This is a genomic window from Achromobacter sp. UMC71 (assembly GCF_014170305.1).
In the GTDB taxonomy this organism is placed as follows: domain Bacteria; phylum Pseudomonadota; class Gammaproteobacteria; order Burkholderiales; family Burkholderiaceae_B; genus Achromobacter.
This window is the reverse complement of record NZ_LZZT01000030.1, coordinates 20,771-42,240: the sequence shown is the minus strand read 5'-3', so window position 1 is coordinate 42,240 and position 21,470 is coordinate 20,771. Positions and strand designations below refer to the sequence as shown.

General features: G+C 68.1%; 17 protein-coding genes. 3 read left to right on the top strand and 14 right to left on the bottom strand.

Annotated elements, in window-relative coordinates; all coding sequences use genetic code 11:
• Nucleotides 1–5: 5 nt before the first annotated feature.
• The 8 genes from A9974_RS13985 to A9974_RS13950 form a co-directional block, all read right to left on the bottom strand.
• The gene (locus tag A9974_RS13985) at nt 6–1,016 is read right to left on the bottom strand and encodes a tripartite tricarboxylate transporter substrate binding protein (RefSeq protein WP_255468166.1); all 1,011 of its coding nucleotides are present in this window, start codon (nt 1,014–1,016) and stop codon (nt 6–8) included.
• Nucleotides 1,017–1,220: 204 nt separating this feature from the next.
• Nucleotides 1,221–2,795: an efflux transporter outer membrane subunit gene (locus tag A9974_RS13980; protein ID WP_183004776.1), complete on the bottom strand. Its 1,575-nt coding sequence runs from the start codon at nt 2,793–2,795 to the stop codon at nt 1,221–1,223.
• Nucleotides 2,792–5,905 (bottom strand): multidrug efflux RND transporter permease subunit, encoded by a 3,114-nt coding sequence (locus A9974_RS13975; RefSeq protein ID WP_183004775.1) that lies wholly within the window; start codon nt 5,903–5,905, stop codon nt 2,792–2,794. The genes A9974_RS13980 and A9974_RS13975 overlap by 4 nt, the downstream gene beginning before the upstream one ends.
• Nucleotides 5,902–9,000 carry an MdtB/MuxB family multidrug efflux RND transporter permease subunit gene (locus A9974_RS13970; protein ID WP_183004774.1) on the bottom strand — a complete coding sequence of 1,033 codons (3,099 nt, stop codon included), beginning with the start codon at nt 8,998–9,000 and terminating at the stop codon, nt 5,902–5,904. The genes A9974_RS13975 and A9974_RS13970 overlap by 4 nt, the downstream gene beginning before the upstream one ends.
• A gap of 15 nt (nt 9,001–9,015) precedes the next feature.
• Nucleotides 9,016–10,287 (bottom strand): MdtA/MuxA family multidrug efflux RND transporter periplasmic adaptor subunit, encoded by a 1,272-nt coding sequence (locus tag A9974_RS13965; RefSeq protein WP_183004773.1) that lies wholly within the window; start codon nt 10,285–10,287, stop codon nt 9,016–9,018.
• Between the two features lie 170 nt (nt 10,288–10,457).
• Complete coding sequence (zapD, locus tag A9974_RS13960) at nt 10,458–11,210, bottom strand: cell division protein ZapD (RefSeq protein WP_370539632.1); 753 nt, start codon at nt 11,208–11,210, stop codon at nt 10,458–10,460.
• A gap of 42 nt (nt 11,211–11,252) precedes the next feature.
• Complete coding sequence (gene coaE, locus A9974_RS13955; protein WP_183004771.1) at nt 11,253–11,900, bottom strand: dephospho-CoA kinase; 648 nt, start codon at nt 11,898–11,900, stop codon at nt 11,253–11,255.
• Between the two features lie 49 nt (nt 11,901–11,949).
• Nucleotides 11,950–12,807 carry an A24 family peptidase gene (locus A9974_RS13950; RefSeq protein ID WP_183004770.1) on the bottom strand — a complete coding sequence of 286 codons (858 nt, stop codon included), beginning with the start codon at nt 12,805–12,807 and terminating at the stop codon, nt 11,950–11,952.
• A 193-nt stretch (nt 12,808–13,000) separates the two neighbouring features.
• On the opposite strand from A9974_RS13950, the gene A9974_RS13945 reads away from it, so the two are divergent.
• Entirely contained in the window at nt 13,001–13,789 is a 789-nt protein-coding gene (locus A9974_RS13945) for a copper resistance protein NlpE N-terminal domain-containing protein (RefSeq protein ID WP_183004769.1), read from the top strand.
• Between the two features lie 139 nt (nt 13,790–13,928).
• Here the strand turns inward: A9974_RS13945 and A9974_RS29485 are convergent, their stop codons facing one another.
• From A9974_RS29485 to A9974_RS13925, 4 genes are all read right to left on the bottom strand, one after another.
• Nucleotides 13,929–14,432, bottom strand: a complete 504-nt coding sequence (locus tag A9974_RS29485; RefSeq protein ID WP_304503316.1) for a response regulator transcription factor — start codon at nt 14,430–14,432, stop codon at nt 13,929–13,931.
• 122 nt (nt 14,433–14,554) lie between these two features.
• Complete coding sequence (panC, locus tag A9974_RS13935; protein ID WP_183004768.1) at nt 14,555–15,409, bottom strand: pantoate--beta-alanine ligase; 855 nt, start codon at nt 15,407–15,409, stop codon at nt 14,555–14,557.
• Between the two features lie 49 nt (nt 15,410–15,458).
• Complete coding sequence (locus A9974_RS13930; RefSeq protein WP_183004767.1) at nt 15,459–16,349, bottom strand: ScpA family protein; 891 nt, start codon at nt 16,347–16,349, stop codon at nt 15,459–15,461.
• A gap of 17 nt (nt 16,350–16,366) precedes the next feature.
• A complete protein-coding gene (locus A9974_RS13925; RefSeq protein WP_183004766.1) occupies nt 16,367–16,555 on the bottom strand; it encodes a DUF3460 family protein in 189 nt (62 codons plus the stop codon).
• 98 nt (nt 16,556–16,653) lie between these two features.
• Between A9974_RS13925 and A9974_RS13920 the strand changes: the two genes are divergently transcribed.
• Together A9974_RS13920 and glpK are read left to right on the top strand one after the other, a co-directional pair.
• Complete coding sequence (locus A9974_RS13920; protein WP_183004765.1) at nt 16,654–18,108, top strand: DHA2 family efflux MFS transporter permease subunit; 1,455 nt, start codon at nt 16,654–16,656, stop codon at nt 18,106–18,108.
• Nucleotides 18,095–19,618, top strand: coding sequence for a glycerol kinase GlpK (gene glpK, locus A9974_RS13915; RefSeq protein WP_183004764.1), 1,524 nt, complete (start codon nt 18,095–18,097; stop codon nt 19,616–19,618). Before A9974_RS13920 ends, glpK begins: the two co-directional genes overlap by 14 nt.
• An 85-nt stretch (nt 19,619–19,703) precedes the next feature.
• Here the strand turns inward: glpK and A9974_RS13910 are convergent, their stop codons facing one another.
• Both A9974_RS13910 and A9974_RS13905 read right to left on the bottom strand, forming a co-directional pair.
• Entirely contained in the window at nt 19,704–20,378 is a 675-nt protein-coding gene (locus A9974_RS13910) for a hypothetical protein (RefSeq protein WP_370539631.1), read from the bottom strand.
• Nucleotides 20,375–21,310, bottom strand: coding sequence for a LysR family transcriptional regulator (locus tag A9974_RS13905; RefSeq protein ID WP_183004763.1), 936 nt, complete (start codon nt 21,308–21,310; stop codon nt 20,375–20,377). Before A9974_RS13905 ends, A9974_RS13910 begins: the two co-directional genes overlap by 4 nt.
• Nucleotides 21,311–21,470: the final 160 nt, after the last annotated feature.

Here is a 21,470-nt window from a genome sequence, read left to right as displayed (position 1 = left end):
CCTTGTCAGTCCGCCTTGATACCGCGGCTCTGGATCAGCTTGCCCCACTTGTCGCGTTCCTTCACCTCGAAGGCCGCCAGGTCCGCGCCGAACAGGTTGCCGGGCGTGGCCCCGCCCTGCGCCAGCGACTGCTTCAGCGCGGGCGATTGCAGCGCCTGCTTCATCGCCACGATCAGCTTGTCCACCACCGCAGCCGGCGTGCCGCGCGGCGCGTACAGGCCCGACCAGGCCGTGACCTCGAAGCCCGGCAGCCCGGCTTCGGCCATGGTGGGCAGGTCAGGCGCGGCGGGGCTGCGCTCGGCCGACGTGACCGCGATGCCGCGCAGACGGTCGCCCGCCTTCAGCGCCGCCATCGAACTGGGCAGGTTGTCCATCAGGATGTCGACCTGGCCGCCGATTACCGCCGGAATCGCGGCCGACGAGCCCTTGAACGGCACATGCAGCATCTGCAGACCGGCCATCGACTCGAAATAGGCGCCGGTCAGGTGCACCGACGAGCCGATGCCCGGCGATGCATAGGAATACTTGCCGGGGTCTTTCTTCACCGCCTTCATCACGTCATCGAGCGTGCGCCAGGGCGAGCCGGCCGCGACCGCCATGACATTGGGCGTGGACGCGATCATGCCCAGCGGCACCAGGTCGGTGGCGGGGTTGAAGCCAATGTTGCTGTACAGGAATTGATTGACGCTCTGGGTGCCCACCGAGCCCAGCACGATGGTGTAGCCGTCCGGCTGCGCGCGCGTTGCCGCGGCCACGCCCAGATTGCCGGCCGCGCCCGGCTTGTTCTCCACCACGATGGACTGGCCCAGCGTCGGCCGCATGTGCTCGGCAATGGTGCGCGCGAAGATGTCGGTGGTGCCGCCCGGCGGGAAGGGCACGATCAGCGTGATGGGCCGCTCGGGCCATGCCGCGACGGCGGCGCCTGGCGCGGCGATGGCGGCTGTTGCCACGGCCATGCCGGCCAATGCCAGGCGCGCGGCCGCGCCGCCCTTCCTTGCACGAAAAAACCTGCCCATCCTCTTTCCCCTTCATGAGAAGTGTTCGATTGATCAAACGGAATCCGGCGCAACGGTACTTCGCGATGCGGACGAGTCGGCCAGGCATGGCACGGATGCCATCCCGGGCAGTGCGTCCAGAGTGACCGAATGGTCACTTTTGACGCATTAAGAACCCGGCGCCCTGGCTTGTCAATCGGGCCGAGGAGAGGTTAGGCGTTATCCCTAGGGCTGCGCGGCGGGCGCGGGCGCCGCCGTGGGAGCCGGCGCCGTGGCGGGCGCCGTGCCAGGGGCCGCGGCTGGCGCCGCCTGCGCAGCGGCGCCCTGCGTGCCAGGCAACCCGTCCCAGCCACCGCCCAGGGCGACGATCAGGTTCACGCTGGCCACGAGCCGGTTGCCGTACAGGCTGAGCGCGCTGCGCTCGTTGTTGAGCGCGGTCGCGTCCACGACCGCCACGCTCAGGTAGTCCACCAGGCCGGCCTTGTACTGGTTCTGGATCAGCCGCAGCGACTCGCGCGCGGCTTCCAGCGCGCGGCGTTGCACGGTCTGTTCGTTTTCCATCACGCGCAGCTGGATCAGGTAGTCCTCGACCTCGCGCAGCCCGACCAACGCCGCCTGGCGATAGGCCGCGGCCTGCGCGTCGAAGGACGCGCGCGCCTGTTCCACCTGCGCCTGGCGCGCGCCGCCGTCGAAGAGAGTCATCGCCAAGGCCGGCCCCAGCGACCAGAAGCGCGCTGGCGCCGTCAGCAGGTCGGCGAACTGGCCGTTGCGGAAACCGCCGTCGGCCGACAAGGTCAGGCTGGGGAACCAGGCCGCCTGCGCCACGCCGATCTGCGCATTGGCCGCGGCCGCGCGGCGCTCGGCGGCGGCCACGTCGGGACGGCGTTCCAGCAGCTCGGACGGCAGCCCCACCGGAATCTGCGGCAGTTGCACGTTGAAGGCTGCCGGCGGCAAGGTGAAATGCGACGGCGCCTGGCCCATCAGCACCGCGATCGCGTGCTCGTACTGCCCGCGCTGCCAATCCAGGTCGATGGACTGCGCGCGCGTGCTTTCGACCTGCGTGCGCGCCACGGCCACGTCCGACTGCCCAACCACGCCCACGTTGTAGCGGTTCTGCGTCAGCTGCAGCGACTTCTCGTAGGCCGCCACGGTGGCGTCCAGCAGGCGCTTCTGTTCGTCCAGCACGCGCAATTGCAGATAGGCCTGCACCAGCGAGGCCTGCGCGCTGAGCCGGGTCGCGGCCAGGTCGGCCTGGCTGGCCGCGGCGCTGGCCTCGGACGACTCGACGCTGCGACGCACCCGGCCCCATACGTCCAGTTCCCAGCTGACGTTGCCGGTCAGCGAATATTGGTTCGACACGTTGCTGCCGCCGCTGCCGCCCGACGTCGATGACGACGAACCGCTGCCCCCGCCGCTGCCCGAGCGGGTCAGGCCCGCCCCCGCGCCCACCGTGGGAAAGAAACCGGCGCGCGCGCCGCGCACCAGGCCCAACGCCTGCCGGTAGTTGGCCTCGGCCTGGGCGATAGTCTGGTTCGACGTGTTCAGGCGATCCACCAGCTCGTTGAGCGTGGCGTCGTCATACACACGCCACCACTGCCCGCGGTCGGCCTCGTCGCGCGGCTGGGCCTGTTTCCAGCCCGGCACTTCGACCTGCCCTTCTTTGTAGTCCGCGCCCACGTCCAGCGCCGGACGCTGGTAATCAGGGCCGACGGCGCAAGCGCTCAGCACGGCGCACAGCGCCAGCACCGCGCCCGCGCGCGGCAGGATTGCGTAGGGGAAAGGCTGGGCGTTGCGGATCATATTTGTTCTATGGAAGCGTCGCCGCCCGCGCGCCGGGTGCGCCCGCGCGCAGCCCAGAGACGGAAACGGTCTAGGTAAAGATAAACCACGGGCGTGGTGTACAGCGTCAGGATCTGGCTCAGTACCAGACCGCCCACGATGGTAATGCCCAGCGGCTGGCGCATCTCGACGCCGGCGCCGGTGGCCACCACCAGCGGCAGCGCGCCGAAGATCGCCGCCATGGTGGTCATCATGATCGGGCGGAATCGCGTCAGGCAGGCCTGGAAAATCGCCTCGCGCGGCGCCATGCCCTGGTTGCGCTCGGCATCCAGCGCAAAGTCCACCATCATGATGGCGTTCTTCTTGACGATACCGATCAGGAGAAACACCCCGATCAGGGCGATCAGCGTGAAATCGGTGCGCACCAGCAGCAGCGCCAGCAGCGCGCCCAGGCCCGCCGACGGCAAGGTCGACAGGATCGTCAGCGGATGCACGAAGCTCTCGTACAGGATGCCCAGCACGATGTACATGGTCACCAGCGCCGCCAGGATCAGCCAGGGCTGCTGCGCCAGCGTCTGTTGCAGCGCCGCCGCGGTGCCCTGGAACCCGGCCTGGATCTGATCCGACGGCAGGCCGATGCGCGCCACCTCGGCGTCGATCGCCGCGGTGGCTTGCCCCAGCGACACGCCGGGCGCCAGGCTGAACGACACCGTGTCGGCCACGAACAGGCCCTGGTGCTGCACGCTGAGCGGCGCATTGGCATTTTCAAAGCGGGCGAACGCCGCCATCGGCACGCGCGTGCCGGCCGAGGTGATCACTTCCACCTGCTTGAGCGATTCGATGTCCTGCGCGAACGCGGCATCCACGCCCATCACCACGTGATACTGGTTCAGCGGCCCGTACATCACCGACACCTGCCGCTGGCTGAAGGAATTGTTCAGCACGGTCGAGATGGTCGACATGCTCACGCCCAGCCGCGTGGCGGCCTCGCGGTCGATCACCAAGTTGATTTCGCGGCCCTTGTCCTCGACGTCGGTATCCACGTCGGTGATCTCGGGAATCTTCGACATCGCCAGCTGCACCTTGGGCATCCAGCTGCGCAACAGTTGCAGGTCACCGGACATCAGCGTGTAGTCGTACGAGCCCTGGCTCTGGCGCCCGCCGATGCGGATGTCCTGCTGCGACACCAGGAACATGCGCGCCCCCGGCATGTTCTGCAACCGCGCGCGCAGCCGGTTGATGACCTGGTCGGCCGACACCTGGCGTTCGGCCAGCGGCTTGAGCTGGATCTGCATGAAGCTGCTGTTGCTGCCGCCGCGCCCGCCGGCATAGCCGGTCATGCTTTGCACGGCAGGGTCCGCCAGCACCACCTTGCGCAGCGCATCCAGCTTGGGGATGGTGGCCTGGAACGAAGTGCCCTGGTCGACCCGGAAAAAGCCCAGCAGCTGGCCGGTGTCCTGTTGCGGGAAAAAGCCCTTGGGCACCACCGTATACAGGTACACGTTCAGGCCCACGGCCGCCGCCAATATCAGCATCATCAGGCGGCTGTGCGCCAGCGCCCAGGCCAGGCTGCGGCGGTAGCCGTCCTGCATCCAGGCAAAGCCGCTTTCCGCCCAGCGCGCCAGGCGGCCCGGCGGCTCGGGTTCCTTGGGTTCGGGCTTGAGCAGGCGCGCGCACATCATGGGCGTCAGCGTCAGCGATACCACCAGCGACACCATGATGGAGGCCGACAGCGTCACCGCGAACTCACGGAACAGCCGCCCCACCACCCCGCCCATCAGCAGGATGGGAATGAACACCGCCACCAGCGACAGGCTCATGGATAGCACCGTAAAGCCCACTTCCCTCGAGCCGCGCAGCGCGGCCCGCATGGGCGACATGCCGTTCTCGACATGGCGCATGATGTTCTCGAGCACCACGATGGCGTCGTCCACCACGAAACCGGTGGCCACGATCAGCGCCATCAGCGAAATCGTGTTCAGCGTGAAGCCACAAAGGTACATGATGCAGAACGTGCCGATCAGCGACACCGGCACCGCGATGCTGGGAATGATGGCCGCCCGCCAGCGCCGCAGGAACAGCAGCACCACCAGCACCACCAGGCCCACCGCGATGATCAGCGTCAGCTCGGCCTCGTGCAGCGACGCCCGGATGCTGGGTGTGCGGTCCTGCGCCACGGTCAGGTGCACGTCGGCCGGCATCAGCGCCAGCAGCACCGGCAGCTGCGCCCGCACCGCGTCCACGGTCTCGATGATGTTGGCGTCGGCCTGGCGCCGCACGATCATCAGGATCGCCTTGCGTTCGTTGTAGAAGCCGGTCTGGTACAGGTCCTCGACCGAGTCCTCGACCTTGGCCACGTCCGACACACGCACGGGCGCACCGTCGCGCCAGGCCACGATCAGCGGCCGGTATTGCTCGGCCCGGCTGAGCTGGTCGTTGACCATCACCTGCCAGTGGTAGCGGTCGTTTTCCAGCACGCCCTTGGGGCGGTTGGCGTTGGCATTGGCCAGCGCCGTGCGCACGTCGTCCAGCGACACGCCGCGGTTGGCCAGCGCGCCCGGCAGCACCGTCACGCGAACCGCCGGCAACGAACTGCCGCCCACCGTGACCTCGCCCACCCCGTCCACCTGCGACAGCTTCTGCGCCACGATGGTCGACGCCAGGTCGTACAGCTGGCCCTGGCTGAGCGTGTCGGACGTCATCGCCAGCGTCATGATGGGCGCATCCGACGGATTGGACTTGTGATACGTGGGGTTGCTGCGCAGGCTGGTCGGCAGCAGCGAACGGGCCGCGTTGATGGCCGCCTGCACGTCGCGCGCGGCGCCGTTGATGTCGCGCGACAGGTCGAACTGCAGCGTCACGCGGGTCGAGCCCTGCGTGCTGCTCGACGTCATTTCGGTCACGCCCGCGATGCTGCCCAGCGACCGCTCCAGCGGCGTGGCCACGCTGGATGCCATGGTTTCGGGGCTGGCGCCCGGCAGGCTGGCCGACACCGAGATCGTCGGAATGTCCACCTGCGGCAGCGGCGCCACCGGCAACAGGAAAAACGACAGCATGCCCGCCAGCACGACCGCCAGCGACAGCAGCGTGGTCGCCACCGGCCGGACAATGAAGGGGGCCGACAGAATCATGACGCGTCCCCGGCGCGCGCCTCGCGCATGCCGCGCCAGCGCCGCGACATGCGGTCGAACATCAGGTAGATCACGGGCGTCGTGAACAAGGTCAGCACTTGACTCACCAGCAGGCCGCCCACCATCACCAGGCCCAGCGGTTGGCGCAGCTCGGCGCCGGTGCCCGACGACAGCATCAGCGGCAGCGCGCCGAACAGCGCCGCCAGCGTGGTCATCAGGATCGGCCGGAACCGCAGCAGCGCCGCCTCATGGATCGCCGCGCGGGGCGACAGGCCGCGCTTGCGCTCGGCGTCCAGCGCGAAGTCGATCATCATGATCGCGTTCTTCTTGACGATACCGATCAGCAGAATGATGCCGATGATGCCGATCATGTCCAACTCGGTGCCGCTGATCAGCAGCGCCAGCAGCGCCCCCACCCCGGCCGACGGCAACGTCGACAGGATGGTGATGGGGTGGATGTAGCTTTCGTACAGCACGCCCAGCACGATATACATCGTGACGATGGCGGCCAGAATCAGCCACAGCGTGCTGGACAGCGAATTCTGGAACGCCAGCGCCGCGCCCTGGAAGCGGGTCTCCACGCTGGCCGGCATGCCGATCTCGGCCTCGGCCGCGGTGATGGCCTCGACCGCGGCAGACAGCGAGGCGCCGTGCGCCAGGTTGAACGACACGGTCACCATCGGGAACTGGTCCAGCCGGTTCACGGCCAGCACCGTCTTGCCTTCAGTGATGCGGGCGATGGACGACAGCGGCACCTGCGTCCCACTCGAGGTCGGCACGTGGATCTGGCCCAATGCCGCCGGATTCATCTGGAACTGCGGCTGCACCTCCAGCACCACGCGGTACTGGTTGGACTGGGTGAAGATGGTCGAAATCAGCCGCTGGCCGAACGCGTCGTACAGCGCCTCGTCCACCACCGCCGCCGTGATGCCCAGGCGCGAGGCCGCGTCGCGGTCGATCTCGACCCAGGTCTGTAGCCCGTCGTCCTGCAGGTCGTCGGTCACGTCCTTCAAGCCCGGCACCTGGCGCAGGCGGTCGATCAGCTTAGGCGTCCATTCGCTCAGCACCGCCAGGTCCGGATTGGACAGCGTCATCTGGTATTGCGTGCGGCTGACGCGGTCTTCGATGGTCAGGTCCTGCACCGGCTGCATATAGACGGTCAGACCGTCCTGCTTGGAAAAGGCCGCTTGCAGGCGGGCCATGACGGTGGGCAGGTCGCCCTGACGGTCGGCCTGTGGCTTGAGCGCGATCTGCATGCGCCCGGCGCTGAGGGTGGCGTTGCTGCCGTCCACCCCGATGAACGAGGACACCGCCTGCACGTCCGGGTCTTCCAGCGCCAGCCGTGCCGCCGCCTGCTGGCGGTCGGCCATGGCGGTGAACGAGATGGACTGCGGCGCCTGTGTGATGGCCTGGATCAGGCCCGTGTCCTGCTGCGGGAAAAAACCCTTGGGAATCAGGATGTACAGCAGCACCGTCAGCGCGAAGGTGGCCAGCGCCACCAGCAGGGTCAGCGGCTGGTGGCGCAGCACCTTTTGCAGCATGCGGTCATAGGCCGCGATGACGCGGTCGATGAGGGCGCCGGTGGCCAGGTGGAAGCGGCCGTGCTTCTGCTCGGACTCGGCGCGCAGCAAGCGGGCGCACATCATCGGCGTCAGGGTCAGCGACACCACCAGCGAAATGAGGATGGACACCGCCAGCGTGATCGCGAACTCGCGGAACAGGCGCCCCACGACCTCGGTCATGAACAGCAGCGGGATCAGCACCGCGATCAGCGAGAACGTCAGCGAGATCAGCGTGAAGCCGATTTGCGACGCGCCCTTGAGCGCGGCCTGCAGCGGCGTCTCGCCCTCTTCGATGTGGCGCGCGATGTTCTCGATCATGACGATGGCGTCGTCCACCACGAAGCCGGTGGCGATCGTCAGCGCCATCAACGTCAGGTTGTTGATGGAAAATCCGGCCAGATACATGATGCCGAAGGTGCCCACCAGCGACAGCGGCACCACCACGCTGGGAATCAACGTGGCCGTGATGCTGCGCAGAAACACGAAGGTCACCATCACCACCAGCGCCACCGCCAGCAGCATCTCGAACTGCACGTCGGCCACCGAATCGCGGATGGTCTGGGTGCGGTCGGACACTACCGTCACGTCCAGCGTGGCCGGCAGCGCCGCGCGCAGCTGCGGCAGCAGCGTCTGGATGCGGTTGACCACGTCGATCACGTTGGCGCCCGGCTGGCGCTGGATATTGAGCAGGATGGCCGGCTTGTCGCCCGCCCACGCCGCCTGGCGCGTGTCCTCGGCGCCTTCCACCGCGCGCGCCACATCGGACAGGCGCAGCGGGGCGTTGTTCTTGTAGGCGATGATCAGGTTGTTGTAGTCGGTGGGCGACTTGAGCTGATCGTTCGCATTGATCGTGGTCGAGCGCAACGGCCCGTCCAGGTTGCCCTTGGGCTGGTTGACGTTGGCGCCCACCACCGCGGTGCGCAGGTCCGTCAGCCCCAGGCCGTTGGCCGCCAGCGCCTGCGGATTGACCTGCACCCTCACGGCCGGGCGCTGCCCGCCCGCCACGCTGACCAGGCCTACCCCGGGGATCTGCGACAGCTTCTGCGCCACCCGCGTGTCGACCAGATCACGCACCTGCGGCAGCGGCATGGTCGGCGAGGTGATCGCCAAGGTCAGCACCGCGGCGTCGGCCGGGTTCACCTTGTTGTAGGTCGGCGGCACCGGCAGGTCGCTGGGCAGCAGGTTCGACGCGGCGTTGATGGCCGCCTGCACCTGCTGCTCGGCGACATCCAGCGGCAGCGTCAGGTTGAACTGCATGGTGATGACCGACGCGCCGCCCGAACTGGTCGACGACATCTGGTTCAACCCCGGCATCTGCCCGAACTGCCGCTCCAGCGGCGAGGTGACCAGCGAGGTCATCACGTCCGGGCTGGCGCCGGGGTACAGCGTGGTGACCTGGATGGTGGGGTAATCGACTTCGGGCAAAGCCGATACCGGCAGCAGGCGGTAGGCGATGAAGCCGGCGATCAGGATGGCCACCATCGACAGCGTGGTGGCCACGGGCCGCAGAATGAACAGGCGCGACGGGCTCACGGCGGGATCCCTGGCTTACCGGGTCGCCGGCGTGGTGCCCGCCGGGGCGCCCCCGCCCAACGACTTATCCTTGGGGATCACTTCTGCCCCGCCCACGACCTCGACCTTGGCGCCGGCGCGCAGGCGGTCGGTGCCCTCGGTCACGACGCGGTCGCCCGGCTGCAGGCCTTCGTTCACAGCGACCATGCCATTGTTGATGGCGCCCAGCTTCACCTGCTTGACCTGCACGGTGTTGTCCGCCTGCACCTGGAACACGAAGGCGCCGGCCGAACCCTGCTGCACCGCCGCCGTCGGAATCGCGGTCACGTCCTTGCGCGTCAGCACGTGCAGGCGCACGTTGACGAACTGGTTGGGAAACAGCGCATCGTCCTGGTTGTCGAACTTGGCCTTGAGCTTGAGTGTGCCGGTGGTGACGTCGATCTGGTTGTCCAGCGTTTCCAGCGTGCCGGACGCGATGCGCCGGGTGTCGGCGCGGTCGTAGGCATCGACCGCCAGCGTCTTGCCCTGGGCCAGTTCGGCGCGCACTTCGGGCAGCTGGGTCTCGGGCAGCGTGAACACCACCGAGATCGGCTGGGTCTGGGTGATCACGACCAGGCCGTTCGTGTCCGAGCTGGACACCAGGTTGCCGCGGTCGACCTGGCGCAGGCCCAACCGGCCACTGATCGGCGCGGTGATGCGGGCGTAGTCCAGTTGCAGCCGGGCATTGTCGACATTGGCCTGATCGCTCTTGATGGTGCCTTCGTATTGGCGCACCAGCGCGGCCTGGGTGTCGACCTGCTGCTTGGCGATGGAGTCCTGCTTGAACAGGGCCTGGTAGCGTTGCAGGTCGCGGCGCGCGTTTTCAAGCAGCGCCTGGTTCTGCATCTGGGTGCCGCGGGCCTGGTCCAGCGCCACCTGGAAGGCGCGCGGGTCTACCTGGGCAAGCAGGTCGCCGGCCTTGACCATCTGGCCTTCCTGGAACGGCACATCCACCAGCTCGCCGCTGACGCGGCTGCGCACGGTCACGGTGTTGTAGGCGGTGACGGTGCCCAGCGACTTCAGGAAGATGTCGATGTCCTGCGTCACGGCGGTGGCCACCCGCACCGGCACGGCCAGGTTGGCCATGGCCGCGGCCATGTTGGGCCGCCCGCCGGCGCCGGGACGCCCGCCGCCCGCGCCGCCCGGCTTGGCCGCCGGCCGCAGCGCCAACCAGGCGATGCCGGCCACGACCAGCAAAAGCACCGCTAACCCGATGATTCTGCGGCGGGTCCAGCGGGAAGGCGAAGAAACGGGACGGCTATCGGACATGGGAAACGGTTCCGGCACTGACGGAGAAAGCCGTATTGTGTACTAGACAAACGCCATTTCAGCGGTCGGCCGTTACGACTGAAATAGGCCGCAACAGGAATCGGGGAGTGAGCGCCGCCAGTCCAGGGTCGCCGGGCCGGGGAGCCGCGGCGGTCCTTCGCCCGTCCAGATCAGGAATTGCAGAGCGTGATCTGGAAAGGGATGTCGCGGGCGACCTGCTGCGGCTTGAATTCGCCGTCCTGGGTCGAAAAGCGGATCCAGATCATGTACTTGTTCGCGCTGATCTCGGGAAACGCCCCCTGGGCCGGATCCACCCACACGCGCAGCAGCTGGAACTGCTTGCCGGCCAGCATCTGCTGGTAGGCGCCTTGCTCGGCCACGATGTCGGCCTTGCGCCCCGATTCGCGCAGCAAGCGCAGGGCCAGGGTCAGGCCCTCGTACAGGGGGATGAAGGGCGCCAGCCAGCCTTGCAGGTCGGCGCAGCGCGCGGCTTCGGACTTGTGCTGCCAGGCGTAGTACGAGGGCATGTCCACCTGAGTGGCGCTGCCGGGCACCGACAGGCGGCCCCGCAGGCTGGTCAGCCATTCGTTCTCGCGCAGCGATTGGCCCGTCTTGCCGGGCGCGGCCAGGGCAGTGGACACTTTTTCGAGCTCGCGCAGCATGCCTTCCAGCGCGTCTTGCGCCACACCGGGGTGGTCGCGCAGGCCCATCAGGGCCACGCGCTGGCGTTCGAGGTCTTGCAGGACGGCGCCTTTCACATCGGTGCGTTCGCACGCATCGAGCAGGTCGAACAGCGAGGTGACGGCGACCTGGTGCTGGCGTGAGTCTCCCTCGCGGGCGAAGAAGAACAACCTGTCGAACAGGTATTCGAGCCGCAGGTAAGCGCGAATGCGCTCATTGAAGGGATATTCGTAAACAATCACGCTTGTAAACAGGCCCATCAGTGGTCGGCCTGACGGCCGAGATTATTCAGGGGTGCCGGCCAAGCCCTGGGCTTGCCGGCCCGTCGTGGCCGCCAGCGCCAGCCAGCGATCATGCAGGGTCTTCGCCTGCGCGCGCAATTGTTCCGGCGAGGTCGCGCCGTCGTTATTGATGACGTCGTCGGCGACTGCCAACCGGCTTGCCCGCGCAGCCTGTGCCGCCATGATACGCCTGATGGCAGAGTCCGTCAGCCCGCTGCGCGAGCGCACGCGCGCCACTTGGGTTTCCGGGTCGCAATCGACCACGCAGATGCGGTCGACGCGGTCGCGCCAACGCGTGATCGACTCGACCAGCAAGGGCACCACGAACACCAGATACGGCCCGCGCGCGGCCGCGGCCTGGCGCTCGGTTTCCTGGCCGATCGCGGGATGCAGCAAGGCCTCCAGGCGCAGGCGCACCTGCGGATCGGCAAAGGCGCGCTCGCGCATCCAATCGCGGTCGAGCGCGCCGTCCGGCGTCAGCGCGCCGGGCCCGAACTCGCGTTCGATCGCGGGCATGGCGGCGCCGCCAGCCGCGGTCAGCGTGCGCGCGATCTCGTCGGTGTCCACCACCGACGCGCCCCACTGCCCCAGCATGTCGGCCACGCGCGACTTGCCGGAACCGATGCCGCCTGTCAGGCCGATATTGAACATGTCCGTCATTCCTATGGGTTCAGGTCTTGATCCGGTTCGGTGGCCGGCATCAGCGCAGCAGCCATCCCAGGCCCTGCTCGCCGCCCAACAGCAGCACCACCACGCCCGCCAGCGCCAGGTACGGCCCGAACGGCAGCGCCTGGCCGCGCTGGGCGCGGCCGCTGAGCGTCTGCGCGCCCCCGATCACCACGCCCACCACCGAGGCGCCCAACAGCAGCATCGGCAGCGCTCCCACGCCGAACCACGCGCCCAGCGCGGCCAGCAGCTTGAAGTCGCCAAAACCCATGCCCTCGCGGCCCGTCAGCAGGCGGAATGCATGAAAGATAACCCATAGGAACAGATAGCCAGCCACCGCGCCCACCACCGCCAGCGGCAACGTGGTGAAGGCGTCGAACAGGTTCACCAGCAAGCCGGCCCAGGCCAGCGGCAGGGTGATCGAGTCGGGCAGCAGCGTGGATTCCAGGTCGATCCAGGCCAGCGCCACCAGCGCGGCGGACAGCCCCATGGCGCACAACGCGATGGGCGTGGCGCCGAAACGCCAGGCGCAGGCGGCGAACAGGACGCAGGTGGTGAGTTCGATGGCGGGGTAGCGCCAGCCGATCGCGCCGTGGCAGACCCCGCAACGGCCCCGCAGCGCCAGCCAGCCCACGAGGGGCAGCTGGCGCCAGCCGGCCACCGGCGCCTCGCAACGCGGGCAATGCGAGGGCGGCGCCAGCAAGCCGTAGTCGGAGGCCGGCCGCGCCTTGCCCACCGAATCCAGGCATTGCGCCTGCCATTCGCGTTCCATCATGCGCGGCAGGCGGTAGGTCAGCCGGGTCAGCCAGCCGCCGACGAACAACCCGGCCACCGCGGCCAGGCCGACGAACACCGCCAGGGGCACCGGAAAGACATGCCACAGGGTCGTCATGCGAGCCCCCGCGACACGGCCCGTCCTGCCGAACATCCGGCATTTGCGGCAAAACGGCAGGCTTGCTGCCTGGGACCGTGTCGTAATTTGTGCATAAAAGGCGAACAGTGTCTTTCAGGGTATGGGGGAACGTATCGAATCTTCGCATAAGTGCGTAAAATCGGAGACAGACTCAACTTACGGATCAGCTGCCATGGCCGCGCGCGTAGAAATCCTCACCCGCCCCCGCAAACTCAGCATCGTGGGGCTGCTGCTAGCGGGCACGGCACTGGGCGCTGCGGGCTGCGCCCAGCAACGCACCGAAGGCTATTACGATCCCCCGGCGGAAAGCACCGTCACCGACGCCCAGTACCAGGGTTCGGGCGCCGGCTACCGCACCGTGCTGCGGGCCCCCTCGCAAGTGCAGATCGCGCTCAAGCCCGACCAGAAGAAAACCCAGGCCCAATCCGGCCAGGCCGCCCAGGGCGGAGCCATCACCGAAGACGGCCAGGCCGTGCCCGAAGGCGCGGAAAGCGGTTCGGGCGCCACGGCCGGATCGGCCCCGGCACCGGTCGCGGCCCCCGCCGGCGGCAACACGCAAAGCGCTGCGGCCAACAGCCTGGTTCCGCAACCGCAAACCTATATGGGCACCCTGCCGTGTTTCTCGCCCGCCATGCAATGCACGGCGCAGCGCGTGACCCTGACCCTGGCACCCAACGGCCGCTGGCGTGGCCGCACGGCCTACCTGGAAGACGCCGCCAAGAAGGCGGCCCCAGTTGTGGAGCAAGGCTGCTGGGACGCCACCGACGAGCGCCCGCCGCGCGTCATCCTGCTCGATAACCAGGGCAATGTGCGGGTGGAATTCCTGGTGGCCGCCAACAACGTGCTGCGCGTGCGTTCCATCGCCGGCCAGACGCCCAACCTGAACTACAACCTGACCCGGCAGCCGGATCTGGACCCGATCGACGAGCTGGCCAAGGCCACCGCGCCCCAGTGCCCGTGAGCCTGGCAGGCCGGGTATCCCCCTCGGCCTGACCCGATACCCGCCCCCAAGGCCTGCCGGACTTCGCGTTCGACAGGCCTTGTGTTTTGGTCGATCGGAAAAGCCAATGTAAGTGCACACTTACGCCATCGCTGGCAATCTATACCGGCTCATCCGCGCCATTTGGCTGACCGGCCTGGCCTTGATGCCCCTTTTTTTGGGCAGCGGGCGACGTACCGCGTTCATCGTCGGGGGCGGGTCCCGGGGCTGACGTATCCAATGCGTTAGGGTCCGGCGGAACGGACTTGGCCGAATACCTGGCGCGAGCGTCATGGGGTTCGTGCAGCCAAGGCGACGGCTGCGCCGGCCGCCCCTGGGCCCAAGCCGGCGCCGGCCCCGCGGCATCGTCCGGGGTAACGCCCGATACCGGCGAAGCACCCGAACGGCCATGGGCGCACAGCCGGCAGGCCAGTTGCATGGCGTTGCGCGCCCGCAGCTTGGCGAAGATGCGGGCGCGATGCGCTTCGACGGTACGCAGCGAAATGCCCTGGTCGATGGCGATGACCTTGTTGGGACGGCCCGCCGCGACATAGGCGACGATCTGCCGCTCGCGCGGCGTCAGGGCGGACAGGACGGCGTTGAGATCAGGGCGAGGCGTTTGCATGGGACAGCTCTGCAATGAAGGATTGCAGTGAGTCTGCCCGGCCCCTTGTGGGCGCGTAAGCTGGCAATTCTGCCAGGGGTCCGCTGGAGGACGCCCGCAGGGCGCCCCCAACGCCCTACTCCCTATGCGGTATAGGACAGTTCCAGATTGTCGATCAGGCGCGTCGCGCCCAGCTTGGCAGCGGCCAGCACCACCACGGGCTCGCCGGCCTGGAGGTCGGCGGCTTCCGGACGCTTGAGATCGCGCTGGCGGCGCAGGGCGATGTAGTCCACACGCCAGCCGCGGCCATTCAGGGTCTCGGTGGCGTCGCGCTCCAGCGCGGCCGCGTCGCGTTCGCCGGCCGCCAGGCGGGCATTGATACGTTGCAGTTCCGCGTACAGGGCCGGGGCCTCGGCGCGCTCGGCGTCGCTCAGGTAGCGGTTGCGCGACGACAGCGCCAGGCCATCGGCGGCCCGCACGGTCTCGTGCGCCAGCACTTCCACGGGCAGCTGGAACTGACGGCACATGTTGCGCACGACCATCAGCTGCTGGTAGTCCTTCTTGCCGAACACGGCCACACGCGGCTGCACGCAGGAGAACAGCTTGAGCACCACGGTGCTGACGCCGGCGAAGAAGCCGGGGCGGAACTCGCCTTCCAGGATGTCGCCCAGGTCGTCCGGAGGCTGCACGCGGTAGTTCTGCGGTTCGGGGTACATCTCGCGCTCGTTCGGGGCGAACAGCACGTAGACGTCGCGCTCGCGTTCCAGCTTTTCGATGTCGGCGGCCAGGGTGCGCGGGTATTGGTCAAAATCCTCGTTCGGCCCGAACTGCAGGCGGTTCACGAAGATACTGGCCACGACGGGATCGCCGTGCTGGCGCGCCAGTTTCATCAGCGCCAGGTGGCCTTCGTGCAGGTTGCCCATGGTGGGCACGAATGACACGCGGTTCTGGCCGCGCAGGTGATCGCGCAATTCCTGGATGGTGTGTACGACTTTCAAGGAGACTCTCCGGGGTTGTGGGGGCAGCCCGGCCAGGTTTCAGGGCCTGCTAGGCCGCGACCGCCGCGACGCTGGTGTAGGCCAGGCGCACGTAGATGGGCGCATAGGGTTCGGCCTGCGTGATTTCCAGCAAGGATTCGCGGGCCAGTTCCAGCATGGCGATGAAGTGCACCACGACGACCGCGGCGGGCGCGCCTTCGCGCACGCGTTCCATGAACAGGTCGCCGAATTCCATGAAGCGCACGTCGTTCAGGCGCCGCAGGATGTGCGTCATGTGGTCGCGCACCGACAACTGCTCGCGCGTGATGTGGTGGTGCTGGTTGAGCTTGGCCCGCTTCATGATGTCAGCCCAGGCCTCGCGCAGGTCGTCCACGCTGACTTCGGGCAGCATGCGCTCGACGCTCAGGTCGGCCACCGCATGGCTGCTGACGAAGTCGCGGCCCAGCTGGGGCAAGGCGTCCAGCTTCTGGGCGGCCAGTTTCATCTGCTCGTATTCGAGCAGGCGGCGCACCAGTTCGGCACGCGGGTCTTCGGGTTCTTCGCCGGTGTCGGTCTTCTTGACCGGCAGCAGCATGCGCGATTTGATCTCGATCAGCATCGCCGCCATGAGCAGGTATTCCGCCGCCAGCTCAAGGTTGTGGATGCGGATCTGGTCCACGTAGGACAGATACTGCCGCGTGACATCCGCCATGGGGATGTCCAGCACATTGAAGTTCTGTTTGCGGATCAGGTAGAGCAGCAGGTCCAGCGGCCCCTCGAACGCCTCGAGGAAGATCTCCAGCGCGTCCGGCGGAATGTACAGGTCCGTCGGCATCTGGAACAGCGGCTCGCCGTACAGACGCGCGAACGCGACGCTGTCGATCGTGTCAGGGGTGCTGTCGACGGGCGGTTCCACTAGCGCGGCCAGGGCATCGCCCGGGACGGAGGGAGTGTGGGCCATGGCTGCCGCAACGGGTATCAGTCGGCCTGATACACGTACGGCTTTTGCGGCACGCGGGCCGCACGGAAGCCTTCGAGCAGCTCCGCGTCTTGCGGCTTGTCCCAAAGACGGGCGCGGCCTTCGCGCTGGCGCTCTTCGGTGCCAGGGTGCGACTGCTTGAAGTCTTTCAGGAAAAGGGTGATCTCGGATTCGTAGTTGGCAGCCATGGCACCAATTTCAATGGGTTTCGGATCCCTGGAGTTTACTTCACGCGGCGGCTGGCCCCGGCGTTACAATCTTTTGGCTCCCAACGCCCCCTCCCGCCATGTCCGCAGAATCCGCAGCCGCAGCCAATCCCGCTCCCCCCTCAACCCCGGACGCGGTGCGCGCGGCGCGAATGATCCCCTTCATCGTGGGCTGCGCGCTATTCATGCAGATGCTGGACGCCACGGTGGTGGCCACCGCCTTGCCGGCCATGGCCCGGGCCCTGGGATCGACCCCGGTGCGGCTGAACGTCGCCATTACCTCCTACCTGCTGTCGGTGGCCGTGTTCGTGCCGGTCAGCGGCTGGGCGGCCGACCGCTACGGCGCGCGCCGGGTATTCGTGGCCGCCATCGGCCTGTTCACGCTCAGTTCGGTGGCCTGCGCCCTGTCCCAGGACCTGCCCCAGCTGGTCATCGCCCGCGTCATCCAGGGCATGGCCGGGGCCATGATGGTGCCGGTGGGGCGCATCATCCTGCTGCGCACGGTGCCCAAGCAGGATCTGCTCAAAGCCATGTCGTTCCTGTCGATCCCGGCGCTGCTGGGGCCGGTGATCGGGCCGCCGCTGGGCGGCTTCATGGTCACCTACATGTCGTGGCACTGGATCTTCCTGATCAACATCCCCATCGGCATCCTGGGCATCGCCCTGGTGCTGCGCTTCGTGGCCGAGATCAAGGAAGAGACCGCGCCGCGCCTGGACTGGCTGGGCTTCCTGCTCAGCGCCGTGTGCCTGGCCGCGCTGGTCAGCGGCTTCGAGGCCATCGGCCGCGACGTGATGCCGCTGCCCGCCCTGCTCGGCCTGATCGCGCTGGGCGCGGCCTGCGGCCTGGCCTATGGCTGGCACGCGCGGCGCGTCGACTACGCCATCATCGACCTGTCGCTGATGCGCATCCCCACCTTCGCCATCTCGACGCTGGGCGGCAACCTGTGCCGCTTCGCGGTGGGCGCCACGCCCTTCCTGCTGGCCATGCTGCTGCAGGTAGGTTTCGGCCTGTCACCCTTCTCGGCCGGCCTGATCACCTTTGCCAGCGCAGCCGGCGCCCTGCTGATGAAGTTCGTGGCCACACCCATCGTGCGGCACTTCGGCTTTCGCCGCGTGCTGACCGTGAACGCGGTGCTGACCGGCGCCTTCATCATGGTCTGCGCCACCTTCACGCCCGCCACGCCGGTGTGGCTGCTGATCGCCATCCTGCTGATCGGCGGCTTCTTCCGGTCGCTGCAGTTCACCGGGGTAAATACGCTAACCTATGCCGATATCCCCCCCGCCAAGATGAGCCGCGCCAGCAGCTTCGCCGCCATGGCGCAGCAACTGGGCATCAGCCTTGGCGTGGGTGTGGCCGCCGTCACGCTGAACATCAGCATGACGCTGCGCGGCGCCGAAACACTGGCGGTCCGCGACGTCATCGCCGGCTTCATCGTCATCGGCCTGCTGTGCGCGGCCTCGGTCTTTTCCTTTAGACGCCTCGACCCGCTGGCCGGGGCACACCTGAACGGCGCCAAACAAAGTGACGACGAATGAATTTGTCCTAGCCCTGGACCAGGGCACCACCAGCTCCCGCGCCATCGTGTTCGATCGCGACGGCGTGGTGCGCGGCATCGGCCAACGCGAATTCCGCCAGCACTACCCGCGGCCGGGGTGGGTCGAGCACGATCCCGGTGAAATCTGGCACAGCCAGCTGGACGTGGCCCGCGAGGCCCTGCGCAACGCCGCCGCCAGCGCCGCCGACGTGGCCGCCATCGGCATCACCAACCAGCGCGAAACCACCCTGATCTGGGAACGCGCCACCGGCCGCCCGCTGGCCCGCGCCATCGTCTGGCAAGACCGCCGCACCGCCCCGATGTGCGACCAGCTGCGCGCGGACGGCCATGCCGACTTCCTGCAATCACGCACGGGGCTGGTGCTGGACGCCTATTTCTCGGGCACCAAGCTCGCCTGGCTGCTGGACCACGTGCCCGGCGCGCGCCAGAAGGCCGAACGCGGCGAACTGGCCTTCGGCACGGTGGACACATGGCTCGTGTGGCAGCTGACCGGCGGCGCGGTGCACAGCACCGACCCCAGCAACGCATCGCGCACGATGCTGTTCGACCTGCACACGCAAGACTGGAGCGACGAGATCCTGGCGCTCTTGAACATCCCGCGCAGCGTGCTGCCAACCATCGCGCCCAGCAGCGCGGTGATCGGCGAGGCCCTGCCCGAATGGCTGGGCGGCTCCATCCCCATCGCCGGCGTGGCGGGCGACCAGCAGGCAGCCACCTTCGGCCAGGCCTGCTTCAAACCCGGCATGGCCAAGAACACCTATGGCACCGGCTGCTTCATGCTGATGAACGTCGGCGACCAGCCGGTGCAGTCCCGCAACCACCTGCTGTCCACGGTCGGCTGGGGCCTGCCCGTGCCGGGCCAAGCCGGCTGGCGGCCGGCCTACATGCTGGAAGGCGGCGTGTTCGTGGCCGGCGCCGCGGTGCAATGGCTGCGCGACGGCCTGGGCATCATCCAGCGCTCCGAGGAAATCGAATCCCTGGCCGCCAGCGTGGCCGATACCGACGACGTCTTCATGGTGCCGGCCTTTGCCGGCCTGGGCGCGCCGCACTGGGACCCTTACGCCCGCGGCACGCTGGTGGGCCTGACCCGCGGCACCACCCGCGCTCACATCGCCCGCGCCACGCTGGAATCCATCGCGCTGCAAAGCGCCGAACTGCTCACCTGCATGAACGGTGACAGCGGCATCGCGCTGACCGAGCTGCGGGTGGACGGCGGCGCCGCGCGCAACGACCTGCTGATGCAGATGCAGGCCGACCTGCTGGGCGTGCCGGTGGTGCGTCCGCGGGTACCGGAATCCACCGCGCTGGGCGCGGCCGGGCTGGCGGGGCTGGCGGTCGGCTTCTGGGCGGGCCAGGACGAATTCGCGTCCAAGTGGCAAGCCGAGCGCACCTTCGAACCGGCCTGGCCGCAATCGGTGCGCGACGCCCGCATGAAGCGCTGGCGCCAGGCGGTGGAACTATCCAAGGGCTGGTCCAACAGCGCCAACTAGAGCCGACAGCGGGGCAACGCCGCTGCCGTATCCCCACTGCATATTCGGGCGCTGAGCCGCCGGACAGATCCAGCCAGGCAGCGGCTCAGCGCCGCCGCGCCTGCGCCTGCATCACGCGCCGCGCCATCTGGTAGCCGGCGAATACATAGAACGCATTGCTGTTCATCAGCAGCCAGGCGCCCGCGCCGCCGAGCAGGGCAACCACCGGGCCCACGGCCCGCATATCTCCCTGCGACCAGACGATCAGCCCCAGGCCGCCTGCCGCGGCCAGCGTCAGCGCGGTGCGCTTGAGCAGCACCAGTCCGAAGGCATAGCCGCCCATGAAGGCCACCACGCCGATGGCCAGCGCCAGCGCGGTGACGGCACAGGCCAGCACCAGCGCGAAGGCCGCCAGCGCCGGCCCCGCGGGACGCAGCAACAGGCTCAGCAGGCCGATGCCCACGCCGATGCCGCCCGCCATCGTCAATACCGCCAGCACCAGCGGCGACCACAGGCCGGGCGGGGCCTGGCGCGCATCCATGTCGGCGATGAAGCGGTGCATCGCGCGGGAAGTCGCCGCAGGTTCATGCCGGCCGTCATGCGAGCCGTCGTCGAGGCCGTCATTCAGGCCGTGGGGCGGGCCGTCATTCACGCCGTCATCGGGACCCTCATGCGGGCGGTGCCCTGCCTCCGCCTGGCGCCCCGCCTCGTCCCGCAGCGCCGCTTCCAGCTTGCGGCACTGCGCGATCAGCGCGTTCAGGCCCGGGCTGGATGCCATCACAGCCTCGTCACGCCCGGCGCGTGTTCGGCCACCGTCTTGCGCAGGGCCGCCATGGCCTCCTGCACCGCCGCCGGACGGAACGCGTCCTCGCGCCAGTACATCGCCACTGAACCGAAACCCGACAGCCGCACCGGAATGATGCGCATCGCCTTCATCTGGGCAAAGCGCAGCGCGGCGCGGTGCGAGGCCACGCCGATCATGTCGCTGTTGTTGATCAGGGTGAGGTTGATGGTGACCGAATTCGATTCCACGTGGTCGGCCGGCGGCGCCTGCCCGGCCGCGGCCAGCGCGGCGTCGACCGCGTTACGGATGGGCGTGCCCTTGGGCCAGAGTATCCAGCGGTACGACAGCAGGTCGGGCCAGCCCGGTTGTTCCAGCGCGAACAGGGGGTGCCGCGGCCGTGCCACCAGGTGGATCGGTTCGAGATACAGCGCCTCGAAACGGATGGCGGGGTCGTGGTGCTCGGGCGCCGAACGGCCCACCACAATGTCCAGGTCGCCCTGGGCCAGCTGCGCCAGCAGGCGGTCGGTAGTGCCTTCCACCAGCTTCACGCGGGCCTGTGGCATGCGTTCCAGCAGCTTCATCACCGCCAGCGGCACGGTGTCGGACGCCGACGCGCCCGAGGCGCCGATCACCACGCGGCCGCCGCCGCCTTCGCGCAGCGCGGTCATGTCGGCGCTGGCGCGATCCAACTGCGCCTCGAGCCGCTGCGCATGCGCGATCAGCACGTCGCCATGCGGCGTGGGCCGCAGGCCGCGCGCATGGCGCTCGAACAGCGGCAGGCCGATGTCGTCTTCCAGGTCCTTCAGCCATTTCGACAGGCCCGGCTGGGTCGTGTTGAGCATGGCGGCCGAGTGGCTGATGTTGCGGGTCTGGGCCAGGCTGAGCAACATCTTCAGGTTGCGCAGGCGCAGGCGGTGGGTCCAGTCCATGGCGCCCTCTTGTCTCTGATGAGGTGTCGTACGTGGGCCGGGCGGCGCCGTACGTATATGGTTATTGATATGGATAATAAGATAATTTCATTATTAAACACATAGCTCGTTCCGCATAATCGTCTCCACATCAGGACCTGCCGCGCCTCTCGCAGCGGCG

What these genes read in the sequence shown, in the direction of transcription:
- A9974_RS13985 (WP_255468166.1), bottom strand. Translation starts at nt 1,016, where the DNA reads ATGGGCAGGTTTTTTCGTGCAAGGAAGGGCGGCGCGGCCGCGCGCCTG.
- A9974_RS13980 (WP_183004776.1), bottom strand. Translation starts at nt 2,795, where the DNA reads ATGATCCGCAACGCCCAGCCTTTCCCCTACGCAATCCTGCCGCGCGCG.
- A9974_RS13975 (WP_183004775.1), bottom strand. Translation starts at nt 5,905, where the DNA reads ATGATTCTGTCGGCCCCCTTCATTGTCCGGCCGGTGGCGACCACGCTG.
- A9974_RS13965 (WP_183004773.1), bottom strand. Translation starts at nt 10,287, where the DNA reads ATGTCCGATAGCCGTCCCGTTTCTTCGCCTTCCCGCTGGACCCGCCGC.
- coaE (WP_183004771.1), bottom strand. Translation starts at nt 11,900, where the DNA reads ATGTTCAATATCGGCCTGACAGGCGGCATCGGTTCCGGCAAGTCGCGC.
- A9974_RS13950 (WP_183004770.1), bottom strand. Translation starts at nt 12,807, where the DNA reads ATGACGACCCTGTGGCATGTCTTTCCGGTGCCCCTGGCGGTGTTCGTC.
- A9974_RS13945 (WP_183004769.1), top strand. Translation starts at nt 13,001, where the DNA reads ATGGCCGCGCGCGTAGAAATCCTCACCCGCCCCCGCAAACTCAGCATC.
- A9974_RS29485 (WP_304503316.1), bottom strand. Translation starts at nt 14,432, where the DNA reads ATGCAAACGCCTCGCCCTGATCTCAACGCCGTCCTGTCCGCCCTGACG.
- A9974_RS13930 (WP_183004767.1), bottom strand. Translation starts at nt 16,349, where the DNA reads ATGGCCCACACTCCCTCCGTCCCGGGCGATGCCCTGGCCGCGCTAGTG.
- A9974_RS13925 (WP_183004766.1), bottom strand. Translation starts at nt 16,555, where the DNA reads ATGGCTGCCAACTACGAATCCGAGATCACCCTTTTCCTGAAAGACTTC.
- A9974_RS13920 (WP_183004765.1), top strand. Translation starts at nt 16,654, where the DNA reads ATGTCCGCAGAATCCGCAGCCGCAGCCAATCCCGCTCCCCCCTCAACC.
- A9974_RS13905 (WP_183004763.1), bottom strand. Translation starts at nt 21,310, where the DNA reads ATGGACTGGACCCACCGCCTGCGCCTGCGCAACCTGAAGATGTTGCTC.